At 65.9% G+C, this 23,781-nt stretch carries 18 protein-coding genes; 7 read left to right on the top strand and 11 right to left on the bottom strand.

The genetic code is table 11. The features are described 5' to 3' along the window. Nucleotides 1-148: 148 nt before the first annotated feature. The 5 genes from KOM00_RS01820 to KOM00_RS01800 are packed head-to-tail and all read left to right on the top strand — an operon-like array spanning nt 149 to nt 10,003. Nucleotides 149-2,200: a TonB-dependent receptor plug domain-containing protein gene (locus KOM00_RS01820; protein ID WP_216497118.1), complete on the top strand. Its 2,052-nt coding sequence runs from the start codon at nt 149-151 to the stop codon at nt 2,198-2,200. A 14-nt stretch (nt 2,201-2,214) separates the two neighbouring features. Then, on the top strand, nt 2,215-2,778 hold the full coding sequence (locus KOM00_RS01815; RefSeq protein WP_236026677.1) for a YfiR family protein: 564 nt from the start codon (nt 2,215-2,217) through the stop codon (nt 2,776-2,778). A 1-nt stretch (nt 2,779) separates the two neighbouring features. After that, complete coding sequence (locus KOM00_RS01810; protein ID WP_216497116.1) at nt 2,780-4,951, top strand: putative bifunctional diguanylate cyclase/phosphodiesterase; 2,172 nt, start codon at nt 2,780-2,782, stop codon at nt 4,949-4,951. An 18-nt stretch (nt 4,952-4,969) separates the two neighbouring features. After that, complete coding sequence (locus KOM00_RS01805) at nt 4,970-7,216, top strand: GspE/PulE family protein (protein ID WP_216497115.1); 2,247 nt, start codon at nt 4,970-4,972, stop codon at nt 7,214-7,216. 48 nt (nt 7,217-7,264) lie between these two features. Continuing rightward, nucleotides 7,265-10,003 (top strand): hybrid sensor histidine kinase/response regulator, encoded by a 2,739-nt coding sequence (locus tag KOM00_RS01800; protein ID WP_216497114.1) that lies wholly within the window; start codon nt 7,265-7,267, stop codon nt 10,001-10,003. A gap of 42 nt (nt 10,004-10,045) precedes the next feature. Here KOM00_RS01800 and KOM00_RS01795 read toward each other — a convergent pair whose 3' ends face one another. From KOM00_RS01795 to KOM00_RS01750, 10 genes are all read right to left on the bottom strand, one after another. Further along, nucleotides 10,046-10,543 carry a c-type cytochrome gene (locus KOM00_RS01795; protein WP_216497113.1) on the bottom strand — a complete coding sequence of 166 codons (498 nt, stop codon included), beginning with the start codon at nt 10,541-10,543 and terminating at the stop codon, nt 10,046-10,048. Continuing rightward, nucleotides 10,540-10,830 carry a hypothetical protein gene (locus KOM00_RS01790; RefSeq protein ID WP_216497112.1) on the bottom strand — a complete coding sequence of 97 codons (291 nt, stop codon included), beginning with the start codon at nt 10,828-10,830 and terminating at the stop codon, nt 10,540-10,542. The genes KOM00_RS01795 and KOM00_RS01790 overlap by 4 nt, the downstream gene beginning before the upstream one ends. Nucleotides 10,831-10,838: 8 nt before the next feature. Further along, entirely contained in the window at nt 10,839-11,120 is a 282-nt protein-coding gene (locus KOM00_RS01785) for a hypothetical protein (RefSeq protein WP_236026676.1), read from the bottom strand. A gap of 9 nt (nt 11,121-11,129) precedes the next feature. After that, nucleotides 11,130-11,435: a cbb3-type cytochrome oxidase assembly protein CcoS gene (ccoS, locus tag KOM00_RS01780; RefSeq protein WP_216497111.1), complete on the bottom strand. Its 306-nt coding sequence runs from the start codon at nt 11,433-11,435 to the stop codon at nt 11,130-11,132. Between the two features lie 72 nt (nt 11,436-11,507). After that, nucleotides 11,508-12,497 carry a cbb3-type cytochrome c oxidase subunit II gene (locus KOM00_RS01775; protein ID WP_216497110.1) on the bottom strand — a complete coding sequence of 330 codons (990 nt, stop codon included), beginning with the start codon at nt 12,495-12,497 and terminating at the stop codon, nt 11,508-11,510. Next, nucleotides 12,494-13,879 (bottom strand): cbb3-type cytochrome c oxidase subunit I, encoded by a 1,386-nt coding sequence (locus KOM00_RS01770; RefSeq protein WP_216497109.1) that lies wholly within the window; start codon nt 13,877-13,879, stop codon nt 12,494-12,496. Before KOM00_RS01770 ends, KOM00_RS01775 begins: the two co-directional genes overlap by 4 nt. Before the next feature lie 53 nt (nt 13,880-13,932). Further along, nucleotides 13,933-14,508, bottom strand: a complete 576-nt coding sequence (locus KOM00_RS01765) for a cytochrome c3 family protein (protein ID WP_236026675.1) — start codon at nt 14,506-14,508, stop codon at nt 13,933-13,935. After that, entirely contained in the window at nt 14,508-15,563 is a 1,056-nt protein-coding gene (locus tag KOM00_RS01760; protein ID WP_216497108.1) for a hypothetical protein, read from the bottom strand. Before KOM00_RS01760 ends, KOM00_RS01765 begins: the two co-directional genes overlap by 1 nt. Further along, nucleotides 15,550-17,421: a quinol:electron acceptor oxidoreductase subunit ActD gene (locus KOM00_RS01755; RefSeq protein ID WP_239027577.1), complete on the bottom strand. Its 1,872-nt coding sequence runs from the start codon at nt 17,419-17,421 to the stop codon at nt 15,550-15,552. Before KOM00_RS01755 ends, KOM00_RS01760 begins: the two co-directional genes overlap by 14 nt. A 65-nt stretch (nt 17,422-17,486) precedes the next feature. Further along, nucleotides 17,487-20,384: a 4Fe-4S dicluster domain-containing protein gene (locus tag KOM00_RS01750; RefSeq protein WP_216497107.1), complete on the bottom strand. Its 2,898-nt coding sequence runs from the start codon at nt 20,382-20,384 to the stop codon at nt 17,487-17,489. A 194-nt stretch (nt 20,385-20,578) separates the two neighbouring features. On the opposite strand from KOM00_RS01750, the gene KOM00_RS01745 reads away from it, so the two are divergent. Continuing rightward, on the top strand, nt 20,579-22,369 hold the full coding sequence (locus tag KOM00_RS01745; protein ID WP_216497106.1) for a thiamine pyrophosphate-requiring protein: 1,791 nt from the start codon (nt 20,579-20,581) through the stop codon (nt 22,367-22,369). A 187-nt stretch (nt 22,370-22,556) separates the two neighbouring features. Then, the gene (locus KOM00_RS01740; protein WP_216497105.1) at nt 22,557-23,429 is read left to right on the top strand and encodes an ADP-polyphosphate phosphotransferase; all 873 of its coding nucleotides are present in this window, start codon (nt 22,557-22,559) and stop codon (nt 23,427-23,429) included. Between the two features lie 76 nt (nt 23,430-23,505). On the opposite strand, the gene KOM00_RS01735 is transcribed toward KOM00_RS01740, so the two are convergent. Continuing rightward, nucleotides 23,506-23,682: a DUF1328 family protein gene (locus KOM00_RS01735; RefSeq protein ID WP_216497104.1), complete on the bottom strand. Its 177-nt coding sequence runs from the start codon at nt 23,680-23,682 to the stop codon at nt 23,506-23,508. Nucleotides 23,683-23,781 lie beyond the last annotated feature (99 nt).

The raw sequence follows: 23,781 nt of genomic DNA, 5'->3' as shown, positions 1-23,781 counted from the left end.
TGACAATAATAATAAAATATTAAATGATCCATCACCCATCAAGAGCTTTCACGGATTTTTTCGATATCATGCAGTGCCTTCTTCCTCAAGCTCGTTGTTCCGTCCGGCGGCACAGGTGCAAAAGAAGCAGGCACGCTGGAGGAAGGCGATGAGAAAATCCCGTCCCGGCCTGCGGCTGGTGCTTGTCGGCTCACTGCTGCTCTCCCTTTCCTGCGGCAGGACGGCGCTCGCCCAGGACGCGGAGCAGGCGGCGCCGTCCGACCTCGAGTCGATGGACCTGGAGCAGCTCACCAACCTGAAGGTGGAGACGGTCTACGGCGTCTCCAAGTTCGAGCAGGTGGTGACCGAGGCGCCCGCGTCGGTGACCGTGGTCACCTCCGAGGAGATCAGGCGCTACGGCTGGCGCACCCTGGCCGACGTGCTGAAGGCGACCCGCGGCTTCTTCGCCACCTACGACAGGAACTACAGCTACATCGGCACCCGCGGCTTCAACCGCCCCGGCGACTACAACACCCGGGTGCTCCTTTTGGTTGACGGCCACCAGATCAACGATGCCATCTATGAATCGGCGGCCATCGGCACCGAGTTCATCCTGGACATGGCACTCATCGACCGCATCGAGATCATCAGGGGCCCCAGTTCGTCCCTCTACGGCGCGGGGGCCTTCTTCGGCGTGATCAACGTGATCAGCAAGAGCGCCAGACAGATCGAGGGGGTCGAGCTGGGAGGGGGCTGGGGGAGCCAAAAGACCGGCTCCGGCCGCATCAGCTACGGCAAGCTCTTCAACGGCGGCGAGTTCCTGCTCTCCGGTTCCGGCTATGACAGTCGGGGCAACGACCGCCTCTTCTTCCCCGAGTTCAACGATCCGGCCACCAACAACGGCATCGCCCGCAACATGGACCGGGACCGCAGCTACTCGCTGTTCGCCTCGGGGCACCTGCACGACTTCACCCTGGCCGGCGCCCTCGTCTCGCGGGACAAGAGGATCCCCACCGCCTCCTTCGGTACCATCTTCAACGACCCGCGCACCGACTCCAACGACCGCAGGAGCTATCTCGACCTCAGGTACGACAAGGCCATCGACGGCACGAGCGTCACCGCCAGGCTCTTCTACGACGAGTACCGCTTTACCGGGAACTTCGCCTATGACCGCACCGGCGACGATCCTCCCTTGTACCCGGCGAGCTACGTGAACCGCGACCAGCACCTGGCGCGCTGGTGGGGCGCGGAGGTGCAGGCGAGCCGCCAGCTGCTGCCGCGCCTGCAACTGACCGGCGGGGCCAGGGTCCGGGACAACTTCCAGGTCGAGATCCCCAACTACGACCTCGTGCCGGGGGGGCGCCGGCTGGATAACAGCCACGAAAACGTCTTCTACGCCCTCTTCGGCCAGGCCGAACTGCGCATCCTGGACACGCTCATCCTGAATGCCGGGGTGCGCTACGACCACTACGAGACCTTCGGCGGGGCCACCAGCCCCCGCCTGGCACTGATCTACACCCCCGTGGAGGGGACCGTCTTCAAGCTCATCTACGGCCACGCCTTCCGGGCGCCCAACGCCTACGAACTCTACTACAACGACGTCTTCGACGGCTACGCCACCAGCACGTCGCTCAGGCCGGAAACCGTGCGCAGCTACGAGGCGATCTACGAGCAGTACTACGGCGGCGTGCTGCGCACCAGCGCGAGCGTCTTCTATAACAAGATCGACAACCTGATCAGCTACCAGGACGTGTCGCCGACCCAGGTGGCCTTCGCCAACATCGACCGGGTCAAGGCGGTGGGGGGCGAGTTCGAGATAGAGGGGCAATGGAGCAGCGGCTTCGCGGCCAGGAGCAGCTACGGCTACGTCGCGGCCAGGAACGAGGGGACCGAGCAGAGCCTGGACTACTCGCCGCGCCACCTGGTGAAGCTGAACCTGACCGCGCCCCTGTACCGCAAGAACGTGTTCGCGGGGATCGAGATGCAGGGGGTGAGCCGGCGCGAGTTCAGCCACAACGGCGCCGGGGTCGCTTCTCCGGGGTACCTGGTCACCAATGCCACCCTCTCCTCGACGGCGCTGCTGCCGGGGCTGGATGCTTCCTTCTCCGTGTACAACCTCCTGGACCGGCGCCTCGACGACCCGGCCACCACCGACCACGCGCAGAGCCTGATCCCCCAGGACGGCAGGACCTACCGGCTCCTGTTCAGTTACCGGTTCTAAGGAGAGGGATGCCGATGCCAGCGATCCGCATAAGGAGGTGCCGCCTGGGGCTGATGCTCCCGGCCCTTCTCTGCCTGCTGCTGGGGGGGGCGGGGCGGTTGCTTGCGGAAGCGCCCCAGGAATACCAGGTGAAGGGGGCCATGGTGTTCAACATGGCCAAGTACATCGAGTGGCCCACGGGCGTCTTCTCCGGAAGCGGGGCCCCGCTGGTGGTCTGCAGCATCGGGCGCGGCCCCTTCACCGGGGCCCTGGAGCAGTACCGCGGCAAGACGGTGCTGGGGCATCCCCTGCAGGTGAGGCGGATGCAGCCCGGCGAGGAGCTGGGGGAGTGCCACCTGCTGGTGGTGAGCGGGGTGGAGAAGCGCTACCTTGCCGGGATCCTGGACCAGGCGCGCAAGCGGTCGCTGTTGACGGTGAGCGATATCCCCGATTTCGCGCGGCTCGGGGGGATCATAGGTCTCGTGGAGGTCGAGGGGCGAGTCCGCTTCGAGATCAACGTCAAGGCGGCGCAGCAGTCCCGTTTCAAGATCAGTTCCCAGCTTCTGAAGCTGGCCAGGATCGTACGCGAAGGTGAATGACATGAGGCGTCCCGGCGAAAAGTTCATCAGAAACCTCCCCCTGCAGCGCAAGCTGATGCTGATCATCATGGGGTGCTGCACGGCGACCCTTTTCGTCTCCTCCCTCTTCTTCGTGGCGCGCGAGGCCAAGGTCCTGTACCGGAACCAGCAGGAGTACCTGGTTTCGCTGGCTGACATGATCGGCAGAAACAGCGCACCGGCGCTGGCCTTCAACGACCCGAAGCCGGCGCTGGATACCATCAGGCCCGTCACCGAGAAGGGCAACATCCTCGCGGTCTACATCCTCAACAAGGATGGCCGCCTGTTCGTGCGCTACCAGGCCGCCGGGCAGGTGCACACCGCCCTTCCCCTGGAGGGCCTGCCGGACTGGGCGTCGCAGGACCAGGTGGCCGAGGCGGTGCGGCAGGTGACCAGCGAGGCCTACACCAGCTCGTTTCTGTCCGGCTACGCCAGCGTGGTCAGGCCGATCCGGCTGGACGGCGAGCAGATCGGCACCGTGGTGATCCATGCCAACGCCAGTGGGTTCCTTAACAGCCTGCGCTGGAACGTCCTGGTCGCGCTCGGTTTCATGGCGGTCACCTTCCTGGTCTTCTGCCTGTTTTCGGCCCGGCTGCAGCTGATGATCTCGGCTCCGCTTTTGGGTCTGCTGGCAGCCATGAAGGAGATTTCCGCCAGCAAGAATTTCGCGCTGCGCGTGACCAAGCCCTGCGACGACGAGATCGGGCTCTTGTACGACGGCTTCAACGAGATGCTCCACGAGATCGAGGAGAGGGACCAGATCCTCAGGCAGCGCCAGGCCCACCTGCAGCAGCTCGCCCATTACGACCCGCTGACCCGGCTCCCCAACCGGACCCTGTTCTACGACCGCCTGGCCCAGGCGCTGTTCCACGCCGAGCGGGCCCGGGAGGCGGTGGCGGTCATCTTCATCGACCTCGACCACTTCAAGGACATCAACGACACCCTGGGGCACCGTACCGGGGACCTGCTGCTCATCGAGGTGGCCGGGCGGCTCGGCACCGTGGTCAGGAGCTGCGACACGGTGGCCCGCCTGGGAGGGGACGAGTTCACCATCTTCTGCCAGAACGTGGCCAACGAGGAGAACGCGGCCCTGGTGGCGCAGAAGCTGGTCGCCCTGTTCGCCACCCCCTTCCGCCTGGGCTCCAGCGAGATCCGCGTCACCGCCAGCGTCGGGGTGACCCTCTTTCCCCACCACGGCAAGACCGTGGACGAACTGCTCATGAACGCCGACATCGCCATGTACCACGCCAAGGGGTGCGGCAAGAACGTCTTCGCGTTGTTCGACAAGCGGATGAACGAGCACGCCAGCGAACGGGTGACGCTTTTGGCCGACCTGCGCCAGGCGGTGGAGCTGGGGCAGTTCGTGCTGCACTACCAGCCCAAGGTCGACCTCCTGACCGGCAAGGTGACCAGCGTCGAGTCGCTGGTACGCTGGATGCACCCAAGGCTTGGGATGCTGGCGCCCGACAAGTTCATCCGCCTGGCCGAGGAGAGCGGCATGATTGCGGAGCTCACCGCCTGGGTGCTGCGCACCGCGTGCCTGCAGGCCAAGGCGTGGCAGGACGCGAACCTGGCGCCGGTCCGGGTGGCGGTGAACCTTTCCCCGTTCCACTTCCAGCGCCAGGACGTGAAGCAGTCGGTCTGCGCCGTGCTGGAGGCGACGGGGCTGGACCCCACCCTTTTGGAGATAGAGATCACCGAGAGCGCCCTGATGCAGAACGACGAGTACACCTGCCGCGTGCTGAGAGAGCTGCGCGAGATGGGGATCACCATCTCCGTCGACGATTTCGGCACCGGCTATTCCTCGCTCTCCTACCTGCACCGCTTCCCCATCAACACCTTGAAGATCGACCGCACCTTCATTCTGAACATGATGAAGAGCTCGGAGGATCAGGCCATCGTGACCGCCATCATCGCCATGGCCAAGAGTCTCAAGATGCAGATCGTGGCGGAGGGGGTGGAATCGGTGGACCAGCTGGAGGCCCTGAAGGACCAGGGATGCCACGAGATCCAGGGCTTCCTGGTGTCACGTCCGGTGAACGCGGAGCGCGTCGCCCGGTTCTTCACCGACGAGGATCACCTGCAGTTGCAAAATTCCGCCGCGCAGCCCCTGGCAGAAGGGACCGCGCAGCATCTGGTAAACGGCAAGGCCTAGGCCCGCCGAGGGGGGATGATGAACGAACTTACCATCAAGCTGAAGACCGGGGACGAGATCAAGGGGGTTTTGACCCGTTCCTTCAAATATCAGGATACCGACCTCGAGGTGCTGACCGAGGGGAGCAAGGAGACGCTGGTCTTTTCCCTGGATGAGATCTGCTACATCCGCTTCCAGAGCCCGCCGGCCGGAATCGGGCGCGGCGGCAACGAGACCCTTGAGGAGGTGCAGACCATCGCAGGGGAGACCTTCCAGGTGACCGTGCCGGGCAACGGCAAGTTCCTCAAGGGGTTTTTGGGGCTGCTGCCGGGAGATGACAACCAGACCATCTTCTTTACCGACTCCGGGGTGCGTTACCGCCAGGATGCGCGCTACACCGGGCAGATCCTCCACGACCAGGGAGTCCTGTCGAACGAAAAGCTCGAGGCGGCGCTGAAGCTGCAGGAGGAGCAGGCGCAGCGCGGGGACCAGGACGCGGCCATTTTGTTGGCCGACGCAGTGGACGAGGGTGAGATGCACGAGCAGGCACAAAGACACGAGATGCACCACACGCGGGTTGGGGACATCCTGGTCGAGTCGGGGCTGGTGACCCGGGAGCAGGTGGAGGCGGCCTTCAAAAGCCAGAAGGGTAAGAAGCTGCAGGTCGGGGAACTCCTGATCATGAAGGGGCTCATCACCGAGGAACAGCTCCTCTCGGCGCTGGCCACCAAGTTCCGGCTCCGCTTCGTGGACCTGGAGACGGTGGTGCCCACCGACGCCGCGCTGAGCGCCATTTCCGAGGGGCTGGCCACCCGGCTCAGGGTCTTCCCCATCTCCCTGGATGGGAGAAAACTGGTGGTGGCCACCTGCGCCCCCACCGACCTGACCATCGGGGACAACCTGAGATTCTCCACCAACTTCGCCCCCGAGCTCGTGGTCGCCCCGTCGCGCCAGATCCTCGCCGCCATCGACAAGTACTACCGGAACCGGGTCGAGACGGTGGACACCCTGTTGAACGCCATGAAGGGGGAGGCGGAGACGGTGACAATCGAGGAGGAGGCCGACGATACCAGGCTCCTCTTCGAGCCCGACTCCAAGATCATCTCCCTGGTGAACCGGATCCTGATCGACGCCTATCGGCGCGGCGCCTCGGACATCCACTTCGAGCCCGGCGCCGGGAGCGAGCCGCTCAGCATCCGCTACCGGATCGACGGCGAGTGCATCCACGCCCACAAGGTCGCCGCCTCGTACAAGGGGGCCATCACGGTGCGCATCAAGATCATGGCCGACCTGAACATCGCCGAGCGGCGGCGCCCGCAAAGCGGCAAGATCCTGCTCCGCTACCGGCAGCAGATGCTGGAATACCGCGTCGAGATCACCCCGATGGTCGGCGGGCGGGAGGGTGCGGTCCTGAGGCTTTTGGCGGCCTCCAAGCCGCTCCCCCTGAGCGGGCTGGGGCTGTTGCCGCACAACCTGGAGCGCTTCATCGACATCCTGGAGAAGCCGCACGGCATCATCCTCTGCGTCGGCCCCACCGGCTCCGGCAAGACCACGACGCTGCACTCGGCGCTGGGACACATAAACACCCAGGAGCGCAAGATCTGGACCGCGGAGGACCCCGTGGAGATCACCCAGGCGGGGCTGTGCCAGGTGCAGGTGAACGCCAAGATCGGCTTCACCTTCGCCGAGGCCCTGCGCTCCTTCCTGCGCGCCGACCCGGACGTCATCATGATCGGCGAGATGCGCGACGCCGAGACCTCCAAGATCGCCATCGAGGCCTCGCTCACCGGCCACCTGGTCTTCTCCACCCTGCACACCAACTCGGCCCCCGAGGCGGCGGTGCGCCTGATCGAGATGGGGATGGACCCCTTCAACTTCTCCGACGCCCTTCTGGGCATCCTGGCCCAGCGCCTGGCCAAGAGGCTCTGCCCGAAATGCAAGAAGCCGGCGCGCGACCAGCGGCAGCGCTACGACGATGCGTTGGCCTCGCTGAGGCAGATCGCCGGGGACAACATAGAGCTCCTTGCCGACTTCAAGGACGCCAACTTCATGAAGGCCGTTGGATGCGACGAGTGCGGCGGCACCGGCTACAAGGGGCGCCTCGCCCTGCACGAGCTGATGGTGGGGACCGAGACGGTCAAGAGCGCCATCAGGCGCGGCGTGGGGATGGACGAACTGCGCTCCATCGCCATGGACGAGGGGATGTGGACGCTGAAGATGGACGGCCTGATGAAGGTGCTGCAGGGGGAGACCGACCTGGAGCAGATCCTGAAGGTGTGCATGTAACGAAGGCGGTACGGCGCAGGCTTCACGAAGCATGGCGGAGGGTGTGGCATGCCCCTGGGTGACTTGCAATCGCGGTGGAAAGTGGTGCTGGTGGCGCTGTCGGTTCTGGCCGTCATCCCGTTCCTCCTCCTGCAGCTGTTCGGTGCCAGGCTGTACCTGGTGCTGGACGTTTCCGCCTACCTCACCTTCCACAACGTGGTGGAGCTCTTCAGCGTCATGGTTTCCCTCTCCATCTTCGGGGTGGGGTGGTTCTCCTTCAGTCAAAGCCGCGACCGGCACACCCTCTTCCTCGCGGTGGCCTTCCTGGGCATCGGCCTTTTGGACTTCATGCACACCCTGGCCTACCTGGGGATGCCCGACCTGATCACCCCCAACTCCGCCAACAAGTCCACCCAGTTCTGGATCGCCGGGCGCTTCTTTTCTGCCGCCGCCTTCCTGGCCAGCGCCTTCGTCGACGAGAAGTGCCGTTGTCGCTGGCTGGGGAGAGTGCAGCTCATAGCGGGGGTGCTGGCCATCGTCGGGATCTCCTTCGCGGCCATCATCTTCCGGCCGGACCTGGTACCCGACACCTTCGCAGCCGGCTCGGGGCTCACCCCCTTCAAGAAGCTCTCAGAGCTGGTCGTCATCGTGCTCCTTTTCCTGTCCACCCTGGCCTACGTGAAGAGGCTGCGCGGCTCCGGCGACGGCATCTACCTCTACTACCTGTGCGCCTTCATCCTCTGCATCGTGAGCGAAGTTGCCTTCACCGCGTACAAGAGCGCCTTCGACAGCTTCAACGTCCTCGGGCACCTGTACAAGCTGTTCGCCTTCCTGCTGATCTACCGAGGCATCTTCGCGGCCGCCGTCAAGCGCCCCTACCGGGAGTTCCACCTGGCCCTGGGGGAGCTGCGCCACACCAACGACGTCCTGATGCACATCATGGACTCCATCCCCCACTGCATCTTCTGGAAGGACAGAAACAGCGTCTACCTGGGGTGCAACAGGGAGTTCGCGAGGAGTGCGGGGCTTGCCGATCCGGCCCTGATTGTGGGGAAGACCGACTACGAGCTCCCCTGGAGCCGGGAGGAGTCCGAGGGGTACCGGGCCGACGACCGGGAGGTCATGCAGGGGAACCAGGCCAAGATGCACATCATCGAGAACCTCACCCAGGCTGACGGGAGCGTCATCTGGATCGAGACCAGCAAGATGCCGCTCACCGACGAGGACGGCGCGGTACGGGGGGTACTCGGCATCTACGAGGACATCACGGCCCGGAAGAAGGCCGAGGAGCGGCTCTCCGAGACGCTGCAGTTCAACCAGGAGATCATCAACAGCGCCCGCGAGGGGATCATCGTCTACGACCGTGAGCTGCGCTACCTGGTCTGGAACCCGTACATGGAGGAGGTGAGCGGCGTGCCGGCGAGCGAGGTTCTGGGGAAGCGCCCCGCGGAGGTCTTTCCCTGGCTTGCCGAAACCGGCCTGACGCACCGCCTGGAACAGCTTTTGGCGGGGGGCGCCCCCACGGTCGCCGAATTCGCCGCGAGACACGTGAGCGGGAGGACGCTCTGGCTTTCCGACGCCTCCGCCCCCCTGAGAAACAGCTCCGGCGGGGTCATCGGGATCATCGGCACGGTGCGTGACGTGACCGAGCGGCGCGGCATCGAGGAGCAGCTGCGCCAGGCCCAGAAGCTGGAGTCGGTCGGGCGGCTGGCCGGCGGGGTGGCGCACGACTTCAACAACAAGCTGACCGTGATCCTGGGCAACGCCGAGCTCGCCGCGCGGCAGGCCGCAGGCGATGCGCTTTTGGAGCACCTGCGCCAGATCGTCAAGGCCGCGGAGCAGTCGCGGGACATCACCACGCAGCTGCTCGCCTTCTCGCGTCAGCAGGTCGTGGTGCCGAAGTGCGTGCAGGTCAACGCCATGCTGGAAGAGCTGAAGAAGTCGCTGGGGCGCCTGATCGGGGAGCACGTCGCCATCGTGCTGGTGCCGGGGGACCGGTTGTGGAACATCAGCATCGACCCGGTGCAGTTGGACCAGATCGTCATGAACCTGGCGGTCAACGCCCGCGACGCCATGCCCCAGGGGGGAACCATCACCCTGGAGACGTCCAACGTGCAGCTCGAGGAGCCGCCCCCCCTGCACCCGGAGGTGCCGGGCGGCAGCTACGTCAGGATCGTGTGCAGGGACACGGGCGCGGGCATGGACGCGGAGACGCGGGGCCACGTCTTCGAGCCGTTCTACACGACCAAGGGACAGGGGAAGGGGACCGGGCTGGGGCTTGCCACCGTGTACGGCATCGTGAGGCAAAACGGCGGCTTCATCGACCTGGAAACCGAGCCTGGGCGCGGCAGCGCCTTCAGCATCCACCTCCCGAGGTGCGTAAGCGACGAGACGGGGCAGAAACCGGCGCCGGCTGCAGTGCTGAGCCGGGGAACCGGCACGGTGCTGCTGGTAGAGGATGAGGATATGGTGCGCGAGCTTACCGCCGGCATGCTGGAAGCCTTGGGCTATAGCTGCCTCGCCATAGCCGATCCGCGGGAGGCCCTGGAGGTTGCGGCGAACGCAGAGGTGCCCATGGACCTGGTGCTCACCGACGTGCTGATGCCGGGGCTTGGGGGACAGGAGATGATGGCGCGGATCAGGCGCACCCGCCCGGGGATCAAGTGCATCTACATGTCCGGCTACAGCCACGCCATCCTGGACGAGTCGAGCGCCAGCCGGGAGGGTGCGGCGTTCCTGAAAAAGCCCTTCCAGATGGAGGAGCTCGCGCGGCTGCTGCACGAGCTCCTCTCCGGCGGACAGGGATGAGCCGGGAAGCCCGGGGGCATGACGCGGGTGAGGGGGGCGGGGTCAGCGGGAGGGTTGCAGCGAGCGCAGGTAGGTCACCAACGGCCAGCGGTGCGCGGGGGGGACCACCCGTTCCAGCACCGGCTCGTGGCCGATTCCGGTGAGCATGGCGCGCAGCAGTTCGCCGTCGCGGTAGGAGGCCCTGGGGAGACGCAGGTCGGCGGGTCTCGGGACATAGCTGTTGCCGACGGGGCCGTTGCCGGCCCCGCTGCCGCCGTGGCAAAAAGCGCAGTAATAGCCGTAATAGACTTCCCCCTGTACCAGGGCGGCCGGGGTGGCCGGGACCGGGTTGGCGAGCCCCGCTGCTTCGGCCTGTGCGGGAGCGCGCCCCGCTGCGGGGGTGACGCTCACCGAACCCACCGCCGGTGCCGGGAGCACCATCTGGAATTCCCGCACGTGGTGCTGCACCGTCATGCGCGGGCCCCGGTACAGGATGTACCCGAAGAGGACCGCCCCGAACAGCGGGGGCGCCACCACCATGAAGAGCGTCAGCTTCCTCATCTGTCCCCCTCCCGTTTACCGCTTTGCCCCCGGGGCGGCAGCGGCACCGCCTCCGGCAGCGGCCGGATCTGGCGCTGCGCCTTTCGCCGCGGCTGCTCGCTCGAATATATGGACTCCGCCGGCGCGTCCGGGAGCTGTCCGAAATCCCAACGCCGGGGCGCGTCCTGGACCAGCAGGTACACCAGCCAGCCGAACCCCATGATGGAGGCGCTGAAGGCGATCAGGATCACCCACTCCCAGGGGGAGCGCAGTTCCTGGTGCTCGTCGTAGTCTGGGGTTCGTTCCATGGGGCGCCTCACCAGTTAGGGGGGATGGCGTGGTTTTGCGTGACCTCGCAGAGGGTGAAGGCGATGCAGACTCCGATGAGGAGGATGATCACCCAGGGGATGAAGCTAGCCAGCCAGCGGAAGAAGCTGGCCGGTCCCCGCACCTTGATCGTTTCGCTCCGCTTCTCGACGCCGCGCGGCAGCCAGAGCGCCTGGTAGGTGAGCGCCATGATCAGCACCAGGGCCGCTCCCGACAAGAGCGCGATGACCAGCCACTGGTTCTGCAGCACGTACAGGTAGAGCATCAGCATGACGTCCCCCTAGCTCCTTTCTCCACGCGACGTTCCCTTCCGTCCGGACAACCCTCCCTGATCCTGGCAAAAGCCGGGGAGCCCATCCGGCCACTGTAGGGGCGAATAATCATTCGCCCCCCTCCCTTGCCCCGGCTCCTCGGGGGGCTCCTCCGGAATGCCGCTGTCCAGCGCCAGGTAGCGGGCCCGCTCCTGGTCGGCGAACTGCCCCGACCGCACCCCCCACACGAAGAAGACGATCAGCGTCCCGCACATCAGGAGCGGGAGGCACATCCAGATCAACAAAAAAGCGGGTGTTTCCAACGGGCTGTCCATCTCTCTCTCCTGTCACCCCTCCCCCTCCGGGAGAGGGGGAGGGGGGGCGCTGCCGTCTCCGGGGGAAGGGGGCTAGGGCGAGCCGTTCACGGCCGGCGGCCGGTAGCGGTTCTGCCAATCCCCCTCGTAGGAGGCGTCGATGCCGCGGGGCTCGGTGTTGGCGTCGGTGTACCCCACGAAGGAGACCGCCAGGTAGTTGGCCAGGTCCCAGATCTTCTCGCTTTCCAGGTGCTTCTTGAAGTAGGGCATGGCGGTGCCGGTGATGCCGTTCATGATCTGGTAGTAGAAGATCCCGCCGATGTACCGGTTCTCCACCAGGTGACGCCTGAGAATGGTGAAGTTCAGCGGGGGCGGCCCCAGGAAGGGCTGTGCCGGGCCGTTGCCGTCGCCGACCGGGCTGTGGCAGTTGATGCAGAGCTGCTGGTATATCCTCTTGCCGCGCTGCAGCGCCGCCTCGGTGGCCGGGTAGGGGTTGGGCATCCGGCGCCAGACCTCGGGGACCTGGGCGTGCAGCCACTCGATGTTGCGGTCCACCCCCTCCGCGTAGGCGGCGAGCGCCTGCCGCTTCCAGTCGTGCTGGCGTTTTTGCCTCAGGTCGGCGTCCTTACCCCCCAGCGCCTGCACGTAGGCAGCCAGCGCGGCGATCTCATGCCCGGTCAGGAAGTCCCAGGCGGGCATCAGCGAGACGGGCGTGGTGTAGCGCGGGTTGGTGAAGTGGGCGATGTTCCAGTCGTCGCTGTGCTCCCCCCCTTCCTGGGAGAGGTCCGGGCCGGTGCGCTCGCTCCCCAGGATGGCCGGTTCGATCCCTGCGTAGTCGCCGGCCCTCGCGATCCGCTCCGCCCCGACGTCCCAGTCGCTGACCCGGATGAAGAGGGAATGGCAGTAGCTGCAGCCGTTTTTCACGTAGAGCCGGTGCCCCTCCCGCTCCAGCGGCGAGAGCGGTCGCCAGATGTCGGAGGGGTAGTCCTTCATGGTCATCGAGGGGATCCCCACGATGATGAAGGTGGAGGCCCAAAAGACCATGAGCGCTCCGACGATGAGGAAGGCGGGTGTCATCTTCATGCCGCCTCCTCCGCGCGCCTGATCAGTTCCGGCTCGGGCGCCGGGCGCAGGGTCATGTACAGGTTGAAAAGGCCGACCAGCGAGCCGGTCAGGATGAAGATGCCGAGCGCGGCCCGCAGCACCATGAAGGGGGCGATCTGGGGCAGCACCCGCAGCACCGTCTCGCCGTTGTGCCAGGCGGTCCCCTGCACCAGCCCGGCCATGGTCAGCACCAGGAAGAAGCCGGTGAGCCCCAGGGTGATCAGGCCGAACTGCAGGTTGACCAGCTTCCGGGAATAGACCGGGCGCCCGCTCGCCAGGGGGAGCACGTGCCACATGGCGCCCAGCGCGATGTAGCCGCCGAAGCCGAGCATGGCGATGTGGGCGTGACCGACGGTCCAGTTGTTGAAGTGGGTCACCCGCTGCAGGAAGGGGAGCGACTGCAGCGGCCCCTGGATGCAGGTGATGATGTACCAGACGATCCCCCCCATCACCAGCCGCGCCGCCGGGTCGCTCCAGACCCTGCCGCCGAACCCGCGCGCGGTGAGCCAGAGGTTGATCACCACGATGGAGACCGGCAGTATCATGGAGACGGAGTCGACCACGGAAACCGTCTTCAGCCAGTTCGGGATGGGGGACTGCAGCACGTGGTGCCCGCCGATGTGGCTGTAGAGGGCGATCAGGAACCAAAAGCCCAGAAGCGAAAGGGTGTGCGAGTTGAGCGGCGTCCGGGTCACCCGGGGGATCACGTAGTAGGCGGCGCCGGTGGCGAGAGGCGTGATCAGAAGTCCCGGCAGGTTGTGCCCCCAGAACCAGAGGAAGAGCGAGTCGATCAGCCCCGGCATGGCCCCGGTGGCCGGGTGCCACATGACGTTCCCCAGCGGATAGTTGCAGGCGGTCCAGAGGAGCGCGGCCATGAAGTACCAGATGGAGACGTAGAGCTGCGGCTCCCGGCGGTGCACGATGGTGAGCGCCGTGTTGACGATGAGGCAGGCGACGGCCACAACCAGCGAGACGTCGGCGATCCAGACGTACTCGTTGTACTCGCGTCCCTGGGTGAGGCCGAAGGCGAACCCCACGGGGCCGCTCAGGACGGTCAGGTTCCAGAAGAGGAACGCGATCCACGCCAGGGGCTCGGACCAGAGCCTCGTTTTCAGCAGGGCCGGGAGGTAGTAAAGCCCGGAGCCGATCAGCATGGTGCCGGTGAAGCCGTAGAGCATGGTGTTGATGTGGACCGGGCGCTCCCGTCCGAACACCAGCGCCGCCACGTGGGGGAGGAACTCCGGCGCCACCAGGTGGATGGCGGAGAACATGCCGTACACGGCGCCCACCACGAACCAGACCGCGCCCGCGACCATGAAGGCGAGGGCCGCACTCTGGGGCTTGTGGATAAGGTTGACCATCTGTTTTCCCCTAGTCTGGTTTTTCTTCGCGTAACCGCTTTTGTCGTAACCATTCACCTGTGGCAGACGAAGCAGTCGTGGGTGACCCGGTTGTCCCGGTGACACTGGATGCAAAAGCCCATCTCGAACTTGACCGCCCCCGCCACCCGGTCCATCTGCCGGATGTCGCCGTGGCAGTGACCGCAGTCGACACCGCGCCGCAGGTGCATGGAATGGTCGAAATAGACGAATTCGGGCACCCAGTTCACCCGCTGCCAGACCACCGGCTGGTTCCGGGCCGCGAGCTCCCGCAGCCGGGCGATGTAGGGGTAGGTGCGGATGATGCGGGCGTGGCAGAGCAGGCAGGTCTGCAGCGGCGGTATGCCGGCCCGCGACGAGCGCGTGGCGCTGTCGTGGCACATGAAGCAGCCGATCTGCTTGATCCCGGCATGCACCCGGTGGCTGAACGGGATGGGCTGGCGCGGGCCGAGCCCCACCGGGTAGAGCCGGCCCAGGTAGACCATCCCCGCCAGGGCGGCGCACAGGAGCACGCCGGCGGCTGCCGCGTTGGCCCACAAAGGCACCCCCCTCGGTGTCCCTCCTTTTCCCGGTGCCTTCTCCGGGCCGGTATCGGGTCCCGCTGCCGTCATCACGACCTCCCCTCCCCAACCCGGCGCATCCAGGTCATCCCGAGTCCGAGCACCCCGGCGAAACCGGCGGCGAGGGAGAGCTCCGGGAGCCCGAGCCGGGGCGCCTGCTCGAAGGTCGGCGCCACCAGCCACCAGCGTTCCAGCCAGAGCCCGCACAGTACGAGGAAGGAGATCGCCCCCAGTGCCAGGCGGCTGCGCTTGGCGCGGACCGGCAGGAGGAGCACCAGCGGCCCGAAGTACACGAGGGCCAAAAGGAACGCGCTCACCGGCGCCCACTGCGGGCCGTGCAGGCGCGGCACGATGAAGCGGACCTCGCGGGGGAGGTTCTCGTACCAAAACGGCAAGAGGTGCACGTACATCAGGTAGGTCGTCATCAGGCTGAAGGCGACCATCAGCTTCCCGAGGTCGTGGAGCTGGTCCGGCTCGGCCGCCGGATGGCTCGCGGCGAGGAGCGCCCAGCAGGTGATGGCGATGTAGAGCCCGGACATGAAGAAGTAGCCGCCGGCCAGGTTGCTGTGCCAGTAAGGGTCGAGCGCCATGACCAGGTCGAAGCCGAGCAGGGAGAACACCAGGCAGTAGATCAGCACCAGTACCGCGCCGCTGGACTTTCCCTCCCCCGAGCGTCGCCGGTTTAGGTGGTACAGTGCCGCGCCCCAGAAGATGAGCAGACCCGCCAGGTCGCGCCCCAGCAGGAAGTCGGGGTGCAGCCAGATCCCCTGGTGGTAGTGGACCCGCTGCCAAGGCGCCCAAAGGTCGTTGCCGACCCACAGGAGCACCAGGGCGGCCAGTGAGGGGAGCGCGAAGGCGATCCCGACCGAGGCGAGACGCTCGACCTTGAGGTGCCACCGGCCGTTGCAGGTCGCCACCAACGGCGGCCAGACCACCATCCCCCCCGCCAGCGAGGTGAAGAACAGGAAGTTGATCAGCAGCGAGCGCCAGGCGCGCGGCTCCTCGGCCCCGTTCAGCAGCACGACCCAGGTCGCGATACCGGCCAGGGCGAGGAGGAGCCAGAACGGCAGCCAGAGCTTGGCGAAGGGGCGCTCACTGGCGGACATGGAATTCCTCCGGTCGGGCGGGGGAGAGCCGCTCCTTCAGCAGTTCGACCTGGTCGGGTCCGCAGCTCACCAGCAGGCCGAACTTGTCGCGCGAGAAGCGCGGGTCGTAGCTTGGAGCCGTCTCCAGCCGGAACAGGCGGGCCAAAAGCGCGAGCCCCAGGAGGTTCGCGAGGCTCCCGAGGAGTATGGTTCCCTCGAAGCCGACCACGCAGAACGGGATCCAGGAGAGGGGAGGCTTCCCCCCCACGGTCAGCCGGTTCACCAGCGCGGTGCCGCCGGCGAGCCAGAAACCGCCGGCCAGACCCGCGACCGCACCGGCCAGGGTGAACAGCCGCACCGGGCTCTTCTTCAGCTTCAGGACCTCGGAAAGCGGTTCGATCTTTACCGGGGAGAACGTTTCCATCACCTGGAAACCGCTCTCGCAGCAGCACCTCGCCCCCCGGACCAGGCTGCCGGCGCTGGAGAACACGGCGAGGACGGTGGGGCGGTGCAGCGGCAGCCGGTGGCTCACCGTCTCTGGGCAGGAGGCGCCGGGGGAGAGTTCATTTTCCGCAACCTGCCCCTTCAGTTCGCTGAGCGGGACGGTGGGGAGCCCCTTCGTGAAGAGGACGAAGAAGAGGAAGAAGAAGCCGAAGGAACCGGCGGTGATCATCAGTTCCACCCAGGTGGGGAGGTAGCGCCCGAAATTGTGGGGGAGAAAGTCGTGCGCCTGGGAGGTGTAGATGATCATCAGCCTCTCGTACCACATGCCGACGTTGACCAGCAGCGAGATGACCAGGAGCGGCAGGTAGTGCGTGCGCAGGCGCCGGAAGACGAAGAGCCAGGGGACCAGCACGTTGCAGACCACGCAGAGCCAGTACATCCAGGCCACCGGTCCGAACAGGCGCCACTTGTGGTTTTGCCACTCCACCAGGTCCCCGCTGTACCAGGCGATGAAGGCCTCGACGGCATAGGCGTAGCCGACGATGGTGGCGGTGAGGACGATGGTCTTCGCCAGCATCTCAAAGTGGTGCATCTCGATCAGGCGCTCGAGGTGCAGGAGCTTCCGCATCGGGATCAGCAGGGTGAGCACCATGGCGAGGCCGGAGTGGATGGCGCCGGCCACGAAGTAGGGGGGGAAGATGGCGCTGTGCCACCCCGGCAAAAGGCTCATGGCGAAGTCCCAGGAGACCACCGAGTGCACCGAGACCACCAGCGGCGTGGCGAGGGCCGCGAAGAAGAGGTAGGAGCGGCCGTAGTGGTGCCACTGGGTGCCCGTGCCGGACCACCCAAGCGACAGGGCGCGGTAGATCCTGCTTTTCAACTGTTCCGGGCCCAGTTCCGCGCGGTAGCGGTCCCGCGCCGCCGCGAGGTCGGGGATCATGCCGATGTACCAGAAGATGAGGCTCACCGTGAAGTAGGTGGATACGGCGAGGACGTCCCAGACCAGGGGGCTCACGAAGTTCGGCCAGATCTGGCGCTGCGACGGGTAGGGGATGATGTAGTAGACGGCCCACAGCCTCCCGAGGTGGATGAGCGGGAAGAGCCCGGCGGTCATGACCGCGAAGATGGTCATCGCCTCGGCCGAGCGCGACACGGCGTCGCGCCACTTGGCCCGCAGGAGGTAAAGGATCGCCGAGATCAGGGTTCCCGAGTGCGCGATGCCGACCCAGAAGACGAAGTTGGTGATGTAGACCGCCCAGCCGACGGGGCGGTTCAGCCCGGTCACCCCCATTCCCGCCTGGACCTGGTACATCAGGCTGAGCGCCGCCAGCCCGACCAGCCCGGCCAGGGAGACTACGGCAAGGTAGAACCCGTAGCCCGGCTTCTGCATGGCGTTCAGGACGTCGTCGTTGATTTGGCCGTAGCTTGGCGGCACAGGCGTTCTCCTCTGTCTGACGTCTGACCGGTCCGATCAGCCGGGTCAGACCGCGTCGGACTGTCTCAGACCACGTCGTTGTCCACCCGCTTCAAAAACGTCACCGCGGGCTTGGTGTTGAGCTCATGCAGCAGGTGGTAGCGGCGCGGGTCGCTCCGGGTGAGCCTGGTCACCAGGGCGCCCGGGTCGAGGAGGTCGCCGAAGGTGAAGACCCCGGCCGGGCAGGTCTGGGCGCAGGCCGGAACCACCTCGCCGTCCCGCAGCTTGCGCCCCTCGCGCGCGGCGCGGTACTGCGCCTGCCGGATGCGCTGCACGCAGAAGGTGCACTTTTCCATCACGCCGCGCTGGCGCACGGTCACCTCGGGGTTCAACTGCAGGTCCAGGGGCGTTCTCCATGCCAGGTTCACCCAGTTGAAGCGGCGCACCTTGTAGGGGCAGTTGTTGGAACAGTAGCGGGTGCCGATGCAGCGGTTGTAGATCTGGGCGTTCAGCCCCTCCTCGTTGTGCATCGAGGCGAAGACCGGGCAGACCGGCTCGCAGGGGGCGGCGTCGCAGTGCTGGCAGTGCAGCGGCAGCCACGCGTAGCGCCAGGTACTCCCGGGGACGCGGTAGGGGGGGACGCGCAGCCAGGCCATCTCCCGGCCGTCCGCCACCAGTTCCGGGCCGATCACCGGGACGTTGTTCTCGGCGTAGCAGGCGACGGCGCAGGCGCCGCAGCCGATGCAGCGCTGCAGGTCCACCGCCATGGCCCAGCGGTGCTTCAAGTGCTCGTGTTTCGGGTAGAGGTCGCGATCCGCGTGGTACCCCTCGGGGAGCGGCAGGTCAAACCGTTCCACCTGCGGTTTCGCGGAGCGCAGCACCGAGAGCGGCACCGACTCGAGCAGGTCGCGCTGCAGCTGGTCGTTGCTCAGCGCGGTCCGGATGGGGCGTGGGGCGTTGCCGGCGACCCGGCTGACCCGGCAGGGGGTGAAGAACCCGGCCCGTTGGACGGCATCGAGCAGGAGGAATGCGTTGGAGCCGACCCCCCTCGCGTTCTGGCCCAGCGCGCTGTGCCCCTGCCCGAGGCCGACCGCCGCGCAGCGCTCGTGGATTTCGGTGGTGAGGCGGACCGGCGCCCGCAGAGACCCGGCAACGCTCGTTAGCTGCACCAGGTCCCCCGCCTCGATGCCGAGGGTCGCCGCCTTCTTCGGGTGGAGGTCGATCCAATTACCCCAGACGATGAAGCTGGTCGGGTCGGGAGCCTCCTGCAGCCAGCCCCGGTTGGCCAGACGTCCGTCGTAGAGCATGATCGAGGCCCAGGGCCACAGTTCCACGTCCTCGGCGCGTGCCGGTCCCGAGGGGCGCTGCGCCTGGGAGGATATCCCGGCCAGATGCGGGGTGTGTGCCGTGCCCGGAGGGAGTGTTTCCTGCCAGGTACCTCCGGTCCTGAGCGCCGCCTGCCAACCACGCTCCGCCTCGTCCCCGCCGCCGCCGAAACCACGCCGTTCCTTGAGCCACTGAAGCAGGTCGGCTGGCGTCGTGCCGCGCGCGCTCCGAAGCGGCCTGCCGGCCTCGCGGGCCAGCGCGATCAAGATATCGCAGGCGCCACGGGTGTCGTAGAGGCGACCCATGGCCGGCTGCATCAGACCGTCCACACCCGGTTCCGGCTGGTATTCGCCCCAGGACTCCAGGTGGCTGTCGGTCGGGAGCACCCAGCGCGCCAGCTCCGCCGTCTCGTCCAACTGCGAACCGAGGTAAACCACCATCCCGGCCCGCGCCATCCGGTCCGCCGCACCGGCCCTGGAGTAGGCGGGGTTCGCGTCGAGCACGAACAGGACGTCTTGCGCCCCCAGGGAGGAAAAGAACAGGTCCAGCTCGGCGTCGCGGGCGCTGCCGCTCAGGGCGTGCGGGCGGGAGAAATCGACCGTGCTGCCTATCGCGCCGACGGCGTAGTTGAGCAGGGCGACGCAGAGGGCGGTCTGGGTGGCGGTCGGGCCGGCGGCAAACGGTGGACCGGCCAGGGCCACAGGGCGGCGTGCCGAGGTGAAGCCGCGGGCCACCGTCAGCAGGAGCTCCTGGTCCAGCGCGGGGAGAGAGGGGGCGTTGAGCAGGGTGTCCAGAGCAGGCCGGAGCACCCCCAGGTCGTTCCTGGCCCACCCCCGGTCCACGATCACCCTGAGCAGGGCCGCCGCGACCACCGGGAGCTGCTCGGGAGAAACCTGTACGAAGTAGTCCCCGTTGCCGGCGGTCATGGAGAGGCGCGGCCCCAGGTACGCCATCCGGGTGGGGGACTCCCCTTCCCGGTAGGCGCGGCCGTCGGAAAACTGCCTCGCCTGGCGGACCGGCGAGCCCCAGGTCTCCAGGAAGTCGGCGGCGAAGCTGAGGATGAAGTCGCTTCCTTCCAGGTCGTAGCGGGGGATCACCGGGAGGCCGAAGAGCTGCTGGTGCGCGGCGCGGAGGGATTCGTAGTTGAAGGGTTCGTAGAAGAGGACCCGGTCCGAGCCGAAGGCGGCGGCAAAGGCATGCAGCACCTCGGCCGGCGCCCCGGTCTGCAGGGCGGACAGCAGCGCCACCCTTCCACCTGCGGCCAGCCGGGACGAAATGGAGTCGAAGGCCTCCTGCCAGCTCCTTTGCCGGTGCTTTCTCCCGCTGCGGTAGAGCACCTTGGTGACCCGGTCCGGGTCGAAGAGTCCCTGCAGCGAGGACTGCCCACGCGGGCAGAGCGCACCCCGGTTCACCGGGTGTTCGGGGTTCCCCTCGGCCTTGGTGGCGCGGCCGTCGCGGTTGGCAACGTGCATGCCGCAGCCGGCGGGGCATTCACGACAGGTCGTCGCGTAATAGGTCCAGTGGCCGGGAGAGATCTCTTCGGGTGGGTTCACCTTCGGGATCAGCTTGTTGACCAGCTTGCGCGGCGAATCGGTCGCCAGCGCGATGCTGCTCCCCCCCGTGATCCACAAGAAGGTGCGTCTGGACATCTCGGACATCGGTTCGCCCCCCGGGTCGGTTCTCATCGCTTCAATGAAGATCAAGATGAAAAAAGATTAACCTTTTTTATCAAGGTGGCTGTTCTTGTCAAGCGCGCGGTGCGAGCCGGGGTGCCCGCTGTTGACAAAGAAGGTCCGCTTCCTAGACTGTTAGGGTGATTAAAATTATCAAATTTAATGAGCAGGGAGGACTCATGACAACTGCCAGCGATTACCTGGTGCAACGGCTTTACGACTGGGGGGTGCGCAAGGTCTACGGCTACCCGGGCGACGGTATCAACGGCGTGATGGGCGCCTTGAACCGGGAAAAGGAGAAGGTTGCCTTCATCCAGACCCGCCACGAGGAGGAGGCGGCCTTCATGGCCTGCGCGCACGCCAAGTTCACCGGTGAGGTCGGGGTCTGCATCGCGACATCCGGTCCGGGTGCGATCCACCTGTTGAACGGGCTCTACGACGCGAAGCTCGACCATCAGCCCGTGGTGGCCATCGTGGGACAGCAGTCCACGCAGGCGCTCGGCGCGGACTACCAGCAGGAGGTGGATCTCCTCTCGCTGTTCAAGGACGTGGCCCACCATTACGTGCACATGGCCAGCAGCGCCGGGCAGGTGAGGCAATTGGTGGACCGCGCCATCCGCATCGCCCTGGCCGAGCGGACCGTCACCTGCGTGATCTTCCCCACCGACATGCAGGAGATGGACGCGGTCCCGTCGCCGGTGCGCAAGCACGGCGCGACCTTCACCGGGCTCGGTTTCACCCGGCCGGAGATCGTTCCGGCTCGTGACGACCTCAAACGCGCCGCAGACGTCTTGAACGCCGGGAAAAAGGTGGCCTTCCTGGTGGGGGCCGGCGCGCTGGGCGCGGGCGAGGAGGTGGCCATAGCGGCGGAGAAGCTGGGGGCGGGGGTGGCCAAGGCGCTTCTGGGCAAGGCGGTGCTGCCGGACACCCTCCCCTACGTCACCGGTTCCATAGGCCTTTTGGGGACCAAGCCGAGCTGGGAAATGATGAAGGAGTGCGACACGCTGCTCATGATAGGCAGCGGATTCCCCTATGCGGAGTTCCTGCCCAAGGAGGGGCAGGCGCGCGGGGTGCAGATCGACATCAGCGCCAGGATGCTCGGGCTGCGTTATCCCATGGAGGTGAACCTGCAGGGGGACGCGAGGCTCACCCTGCGTGCGCTGATCCCGCTTCTGGAGCAGAAGCAGGACCGCGGCTGGCGCGATGACATCGAGAAGGGGGTCAACGAGTGGTGGGAGGTCCTTGAGGCCCGCGCCAAGCTTGCAGCGAACCCGATCAACCCGCAGCGCCTGTTCTGGGAACTCTCGGCGCAGCTTCCCGACAACTGCATCCTGACCTGCGACTCGGGTTCGGCCGCCAACTGGTACGCGCGGGATCTCAAGATCCGGGCGGGGATGATGGCGTCCCTCTCGGGGGGGCTCGCCACCATGTGCCCGGGGGTCCCCTACGCCGTCTCCGCCAAGATGAACTACCCGGACCGGCCGGTGATCGCCATGGTGGGGGACGGCGCCATGCAGATGCAGGGGATCAACGGCCTCGTGAACATCGCCAAGTACTGGAAGGAGTGGAGCAATCCGCAGCTGGTGGTCCTGGTGCTCAACAACGGGGACCTGAACCAGGTGACCTGGGAGCAGCGCGTCATGAACGGCGACGCCAAGTTCAGCGCCTCCCAGGACATACCGGAATTCCCCTACGCGGGGTACGCCGAGATGCTCGGCCTGGACGGTATCAGGCTGGACGATCCCGAGCAGATCCGCTCGGCCTGGAGGACGGCTTTGAGCGCCAACCGGCCGGTGGTGATCGATGCGCGCTGCGACCCGGACGTACCGCCGCTGCCGCCGCACATCACCTTCGACCAGGCGAAGGGGTTCCTCTCATCGATCTTCAAGGGGGATCCGAACCTCGGGGGTATCGTGACACAGTCGGCCAAACAGATGATGTCGACGCTTTTGATCAGGAGCGAAAAGTAGCAAATGGGAGGATGACGGGACCTCCTCGCGGCAGGGGCGAATGATCATTCGCCCCTGCCTTTTCTCCTTTCTCGCGTTGCCAATGGTGCTCTGTCCGGTAACTTCATGAATATCATAGCCAGGCATTCTCATTGAAAAGTGCACGATCTGCGTTAGCCTCAACAGTGTGGTCACCAAGGAGGCGCGCATGAAGATCCCTACCGAACAGTTCCGGGTGAAGCCGAAGGACGAGGTGGAGCTGAAGAAACGCCCCACCTCGGTCCCCCCTTTTTACGACTCCAAGGAACAGTACCAGGAGCTCCTGACCGAACAGATCGAACGGCTGAGCGCCCTGCAGGCGCTGCTCTACGCCAACAACAGCTGGTCGATCCTGCTCATTTTCCAGGCCATGGACGCCGCCGGCAAGGACAGCATGATCAAGCACGTCCTCTCCGGGGTCAACCCGCAGGGATGCGAGGTGTACTCCTTCAAGCACCCAAGCACCGAGGAGCTCGACCATGACTTTCTCTGGCGCAGCATCAGGCGCCTTCCGGAACGCGGCCGCATCGGCATCTTCAACCGCTCCTACTACGAGGAGGCGCTGATTGTCCGGGTGCACCCGGAGATCCTGGCGGCGGAGAACCTCCCCGACGAACTGTCCAGCCGCAAGAGCATCTGGCGGGACCGCTTCCGCTCCATGAACGACCTGGAAGCGCACCTGACCCGAAACGGCACCCGCATCATCAAGTTCTTCCTGCACATCTCCAAGGAGGAACAGCGCAAGCGCTTCCTGGAGCGGATCGACAACCCGGAGAAAAACTGGAAGTTCAACCAGGACGACATCGAGGAGCGCAAGCTCTGGAAGCGGTACATGAGGGCCTACGAGGGATGCCTGCGCGCCACCAGCAGCAAGGAGGCCCCGTGGTATGTGGTCCCGGCGGACGACAAGAAGAACGCGAGGCTGATCGTGGCCCAGGTGGTGGTGAACCTGTTGGAAGAGCTGAAGATGGACTATCCGGAAACATCGGGAGAAAAACAGCGGGAGTTGCTCGCCATCCGCGAGCAGCTGATGAAATCATGAACCCGCGGACGGCTTTACATTGAGAACAACAAAAGGCGGCTTACGCCGCCTCGATTGAAGGTCTTGCCAAGGTTTGTCATCGTGTAATGCTCCGTCCTGCCAGAAGGCCTGCCACCAGCATCACCACTGCGACCACCAGGAACAGGTAGAAGAGCAGTTTTGCGATACCGGCTGCCGCTGTTGCAATGCCACCGAAACCGAACACGGCGGCAATTACGGTGATAATGAAGAATATGATGGCCAACCGTAACATGATCGTTCACCTCCCCGCCACTCATTAATTCCCATAAACAAAGTGTATCATGGGAAGGGTGCAATTTTACATCTTGTATTTTTTCAATTCCCAAGGGCG

This window comes from Geomonas diazotrophica (assembly GCF_018919385.1).
Lineage (GTDB): Bacteria > Desulfobacterota > Desulfuromonadia > Geobacterales > Geobacteraceae > Geomonas > Geomonas diazotrophica.
This window is presented reverse-complemented; position numbering and strand designations above follow the sequence as displayed.

What these genes read in the sequence shown, in the direction of transcription:
- KOM00_RS01820 (WP_216497118.1), top strand. Translation starts at nt 149, where the DNA reads ATGAGAAAATCCCGTCCCGGCCTGCGGCTGGTGCTTGTCGGCTCACTG.
- KOM00_RS01815 (WP_236026677.1), top strand. Translation starts at nt 2,215, where the DNA reads ATGCCAGCGATCCGCATAAGGAGGTGCCGCCTGGGGCTGATGCTCCCG.
- KOM00_RS01810 (WP_216497116.1), top strand. Translation starts at nt 2,780, where the DNA reads ATGAGGCGTCCCGGCGAAAAGTTCATCAGAAACCTCCCCCTGCAGCGC.
- KOM00_RS01805 (WP_216497115.1), top strand. Translation starts at nt 4,970, where the DNA reads ATGAACGAACTTACCATCAAGCTGAAGACCGGGGACGAGATCAAGGGG.
- KOM00_RS01800 (WP_216497114.1), top strand. Translation starts at nt 7,265, where the DNA reads ATGCCCCTGGGTGACTTGCAATCGCGGTGGAAAGTGGTGCTGGTGGCG.
- KOM00_RS01795 (WP_216497113.1), bottom strand. Translation starts at nt 10,543, where the DNA reads ATGAGGAAGCTGACGCTCTTCATGGTGGTGGCGCCCCCGCTGTTCGGG.
- KOM00_RS01790 (WP_216497112.1), bottom strand. Translation starts at nt 10,830, where the DNA reads ATGGAACGAACCCCAGACTACGACGAGCACCAGGAACTGCGCTCCCCC.
- KOM00_RS01785 (WP_236026676.1), bottom strand. Translation starts at nt 11,120, where the DNA reads ATGCTGATGCTCTACCTGTACGTGCTGCAGAACCAGTGGCTGGTCATC.
- ccoS (WP_216497111.1), bottom strand. Translation starts at nt 11,435, where the DNA reads ATGGACAGCCCGTTGGAAACACCCGCTTTTTTGTTGATCTGGATGTGC.
- KOM00_RS01775 (WP_216497110.1), bottom strand. Translation starts at nt 12,497, where the DNA reads ATGAAGATGACACCCGCCTTCCTCATCGTCGGAGCGCTCATGGTCTTT.
- KOM00_RS01770 (WP_216497109.1), bottom strand. Translation starts at nt 13,879, where the DNA reads ATGGTCAACCTTATCCACAAGCCCCAGAGTGCGGCCCTCGCCTTCATG.
- KOM00_RS01765 (WP_236026675.1), bottom strand. Translation starts at nt 14,508, where the DNA reads ATGACGGCAGCGGGACCCGATACCGGCCCGGAGAAGGCACCGGGAAAA.
- KOM00_RS01760 (WP_216497108.1), bottom strand. Translation starts at nt 15,563, where the DNA reads ATGTCCGCCAGTGAGCGCCCCTTCGCCAAGCTCTGGCTGCCGTTCTGG.
- KOM00_RS01750 (WP_216497107.1), bottom strand. Translation starts at nt 20,384, where the DNA reads ATGTCCGAGATGTCCAGACGCACCTTCTTGTGGATCACGGGGGGGAGC.
- KOM00_RS01745 (WP_216497106.1), top strand. Translation starts at nt 20,579, where the DNA reads ATGACAACTGCCAGCGATTACCTGGTGCAACGGCTTTACGACTGGGGG.
- KOM00_RS01740 (WP_216497105.1), top strand. Translation starts at nt 22,557, where the DNA reads ATGAAGATCCCTACCGAACAGTTCCGGGTGAAGCCGAAGGACGAGGTG.
- KOM00_RS01735 (WP_216497104.1), bottom strand. Translation starts at nt 23,682, where the DNA reads ATGTTACGGTTGGCCATCATATTCTTCATTATCACCGTAATTGCCGCC.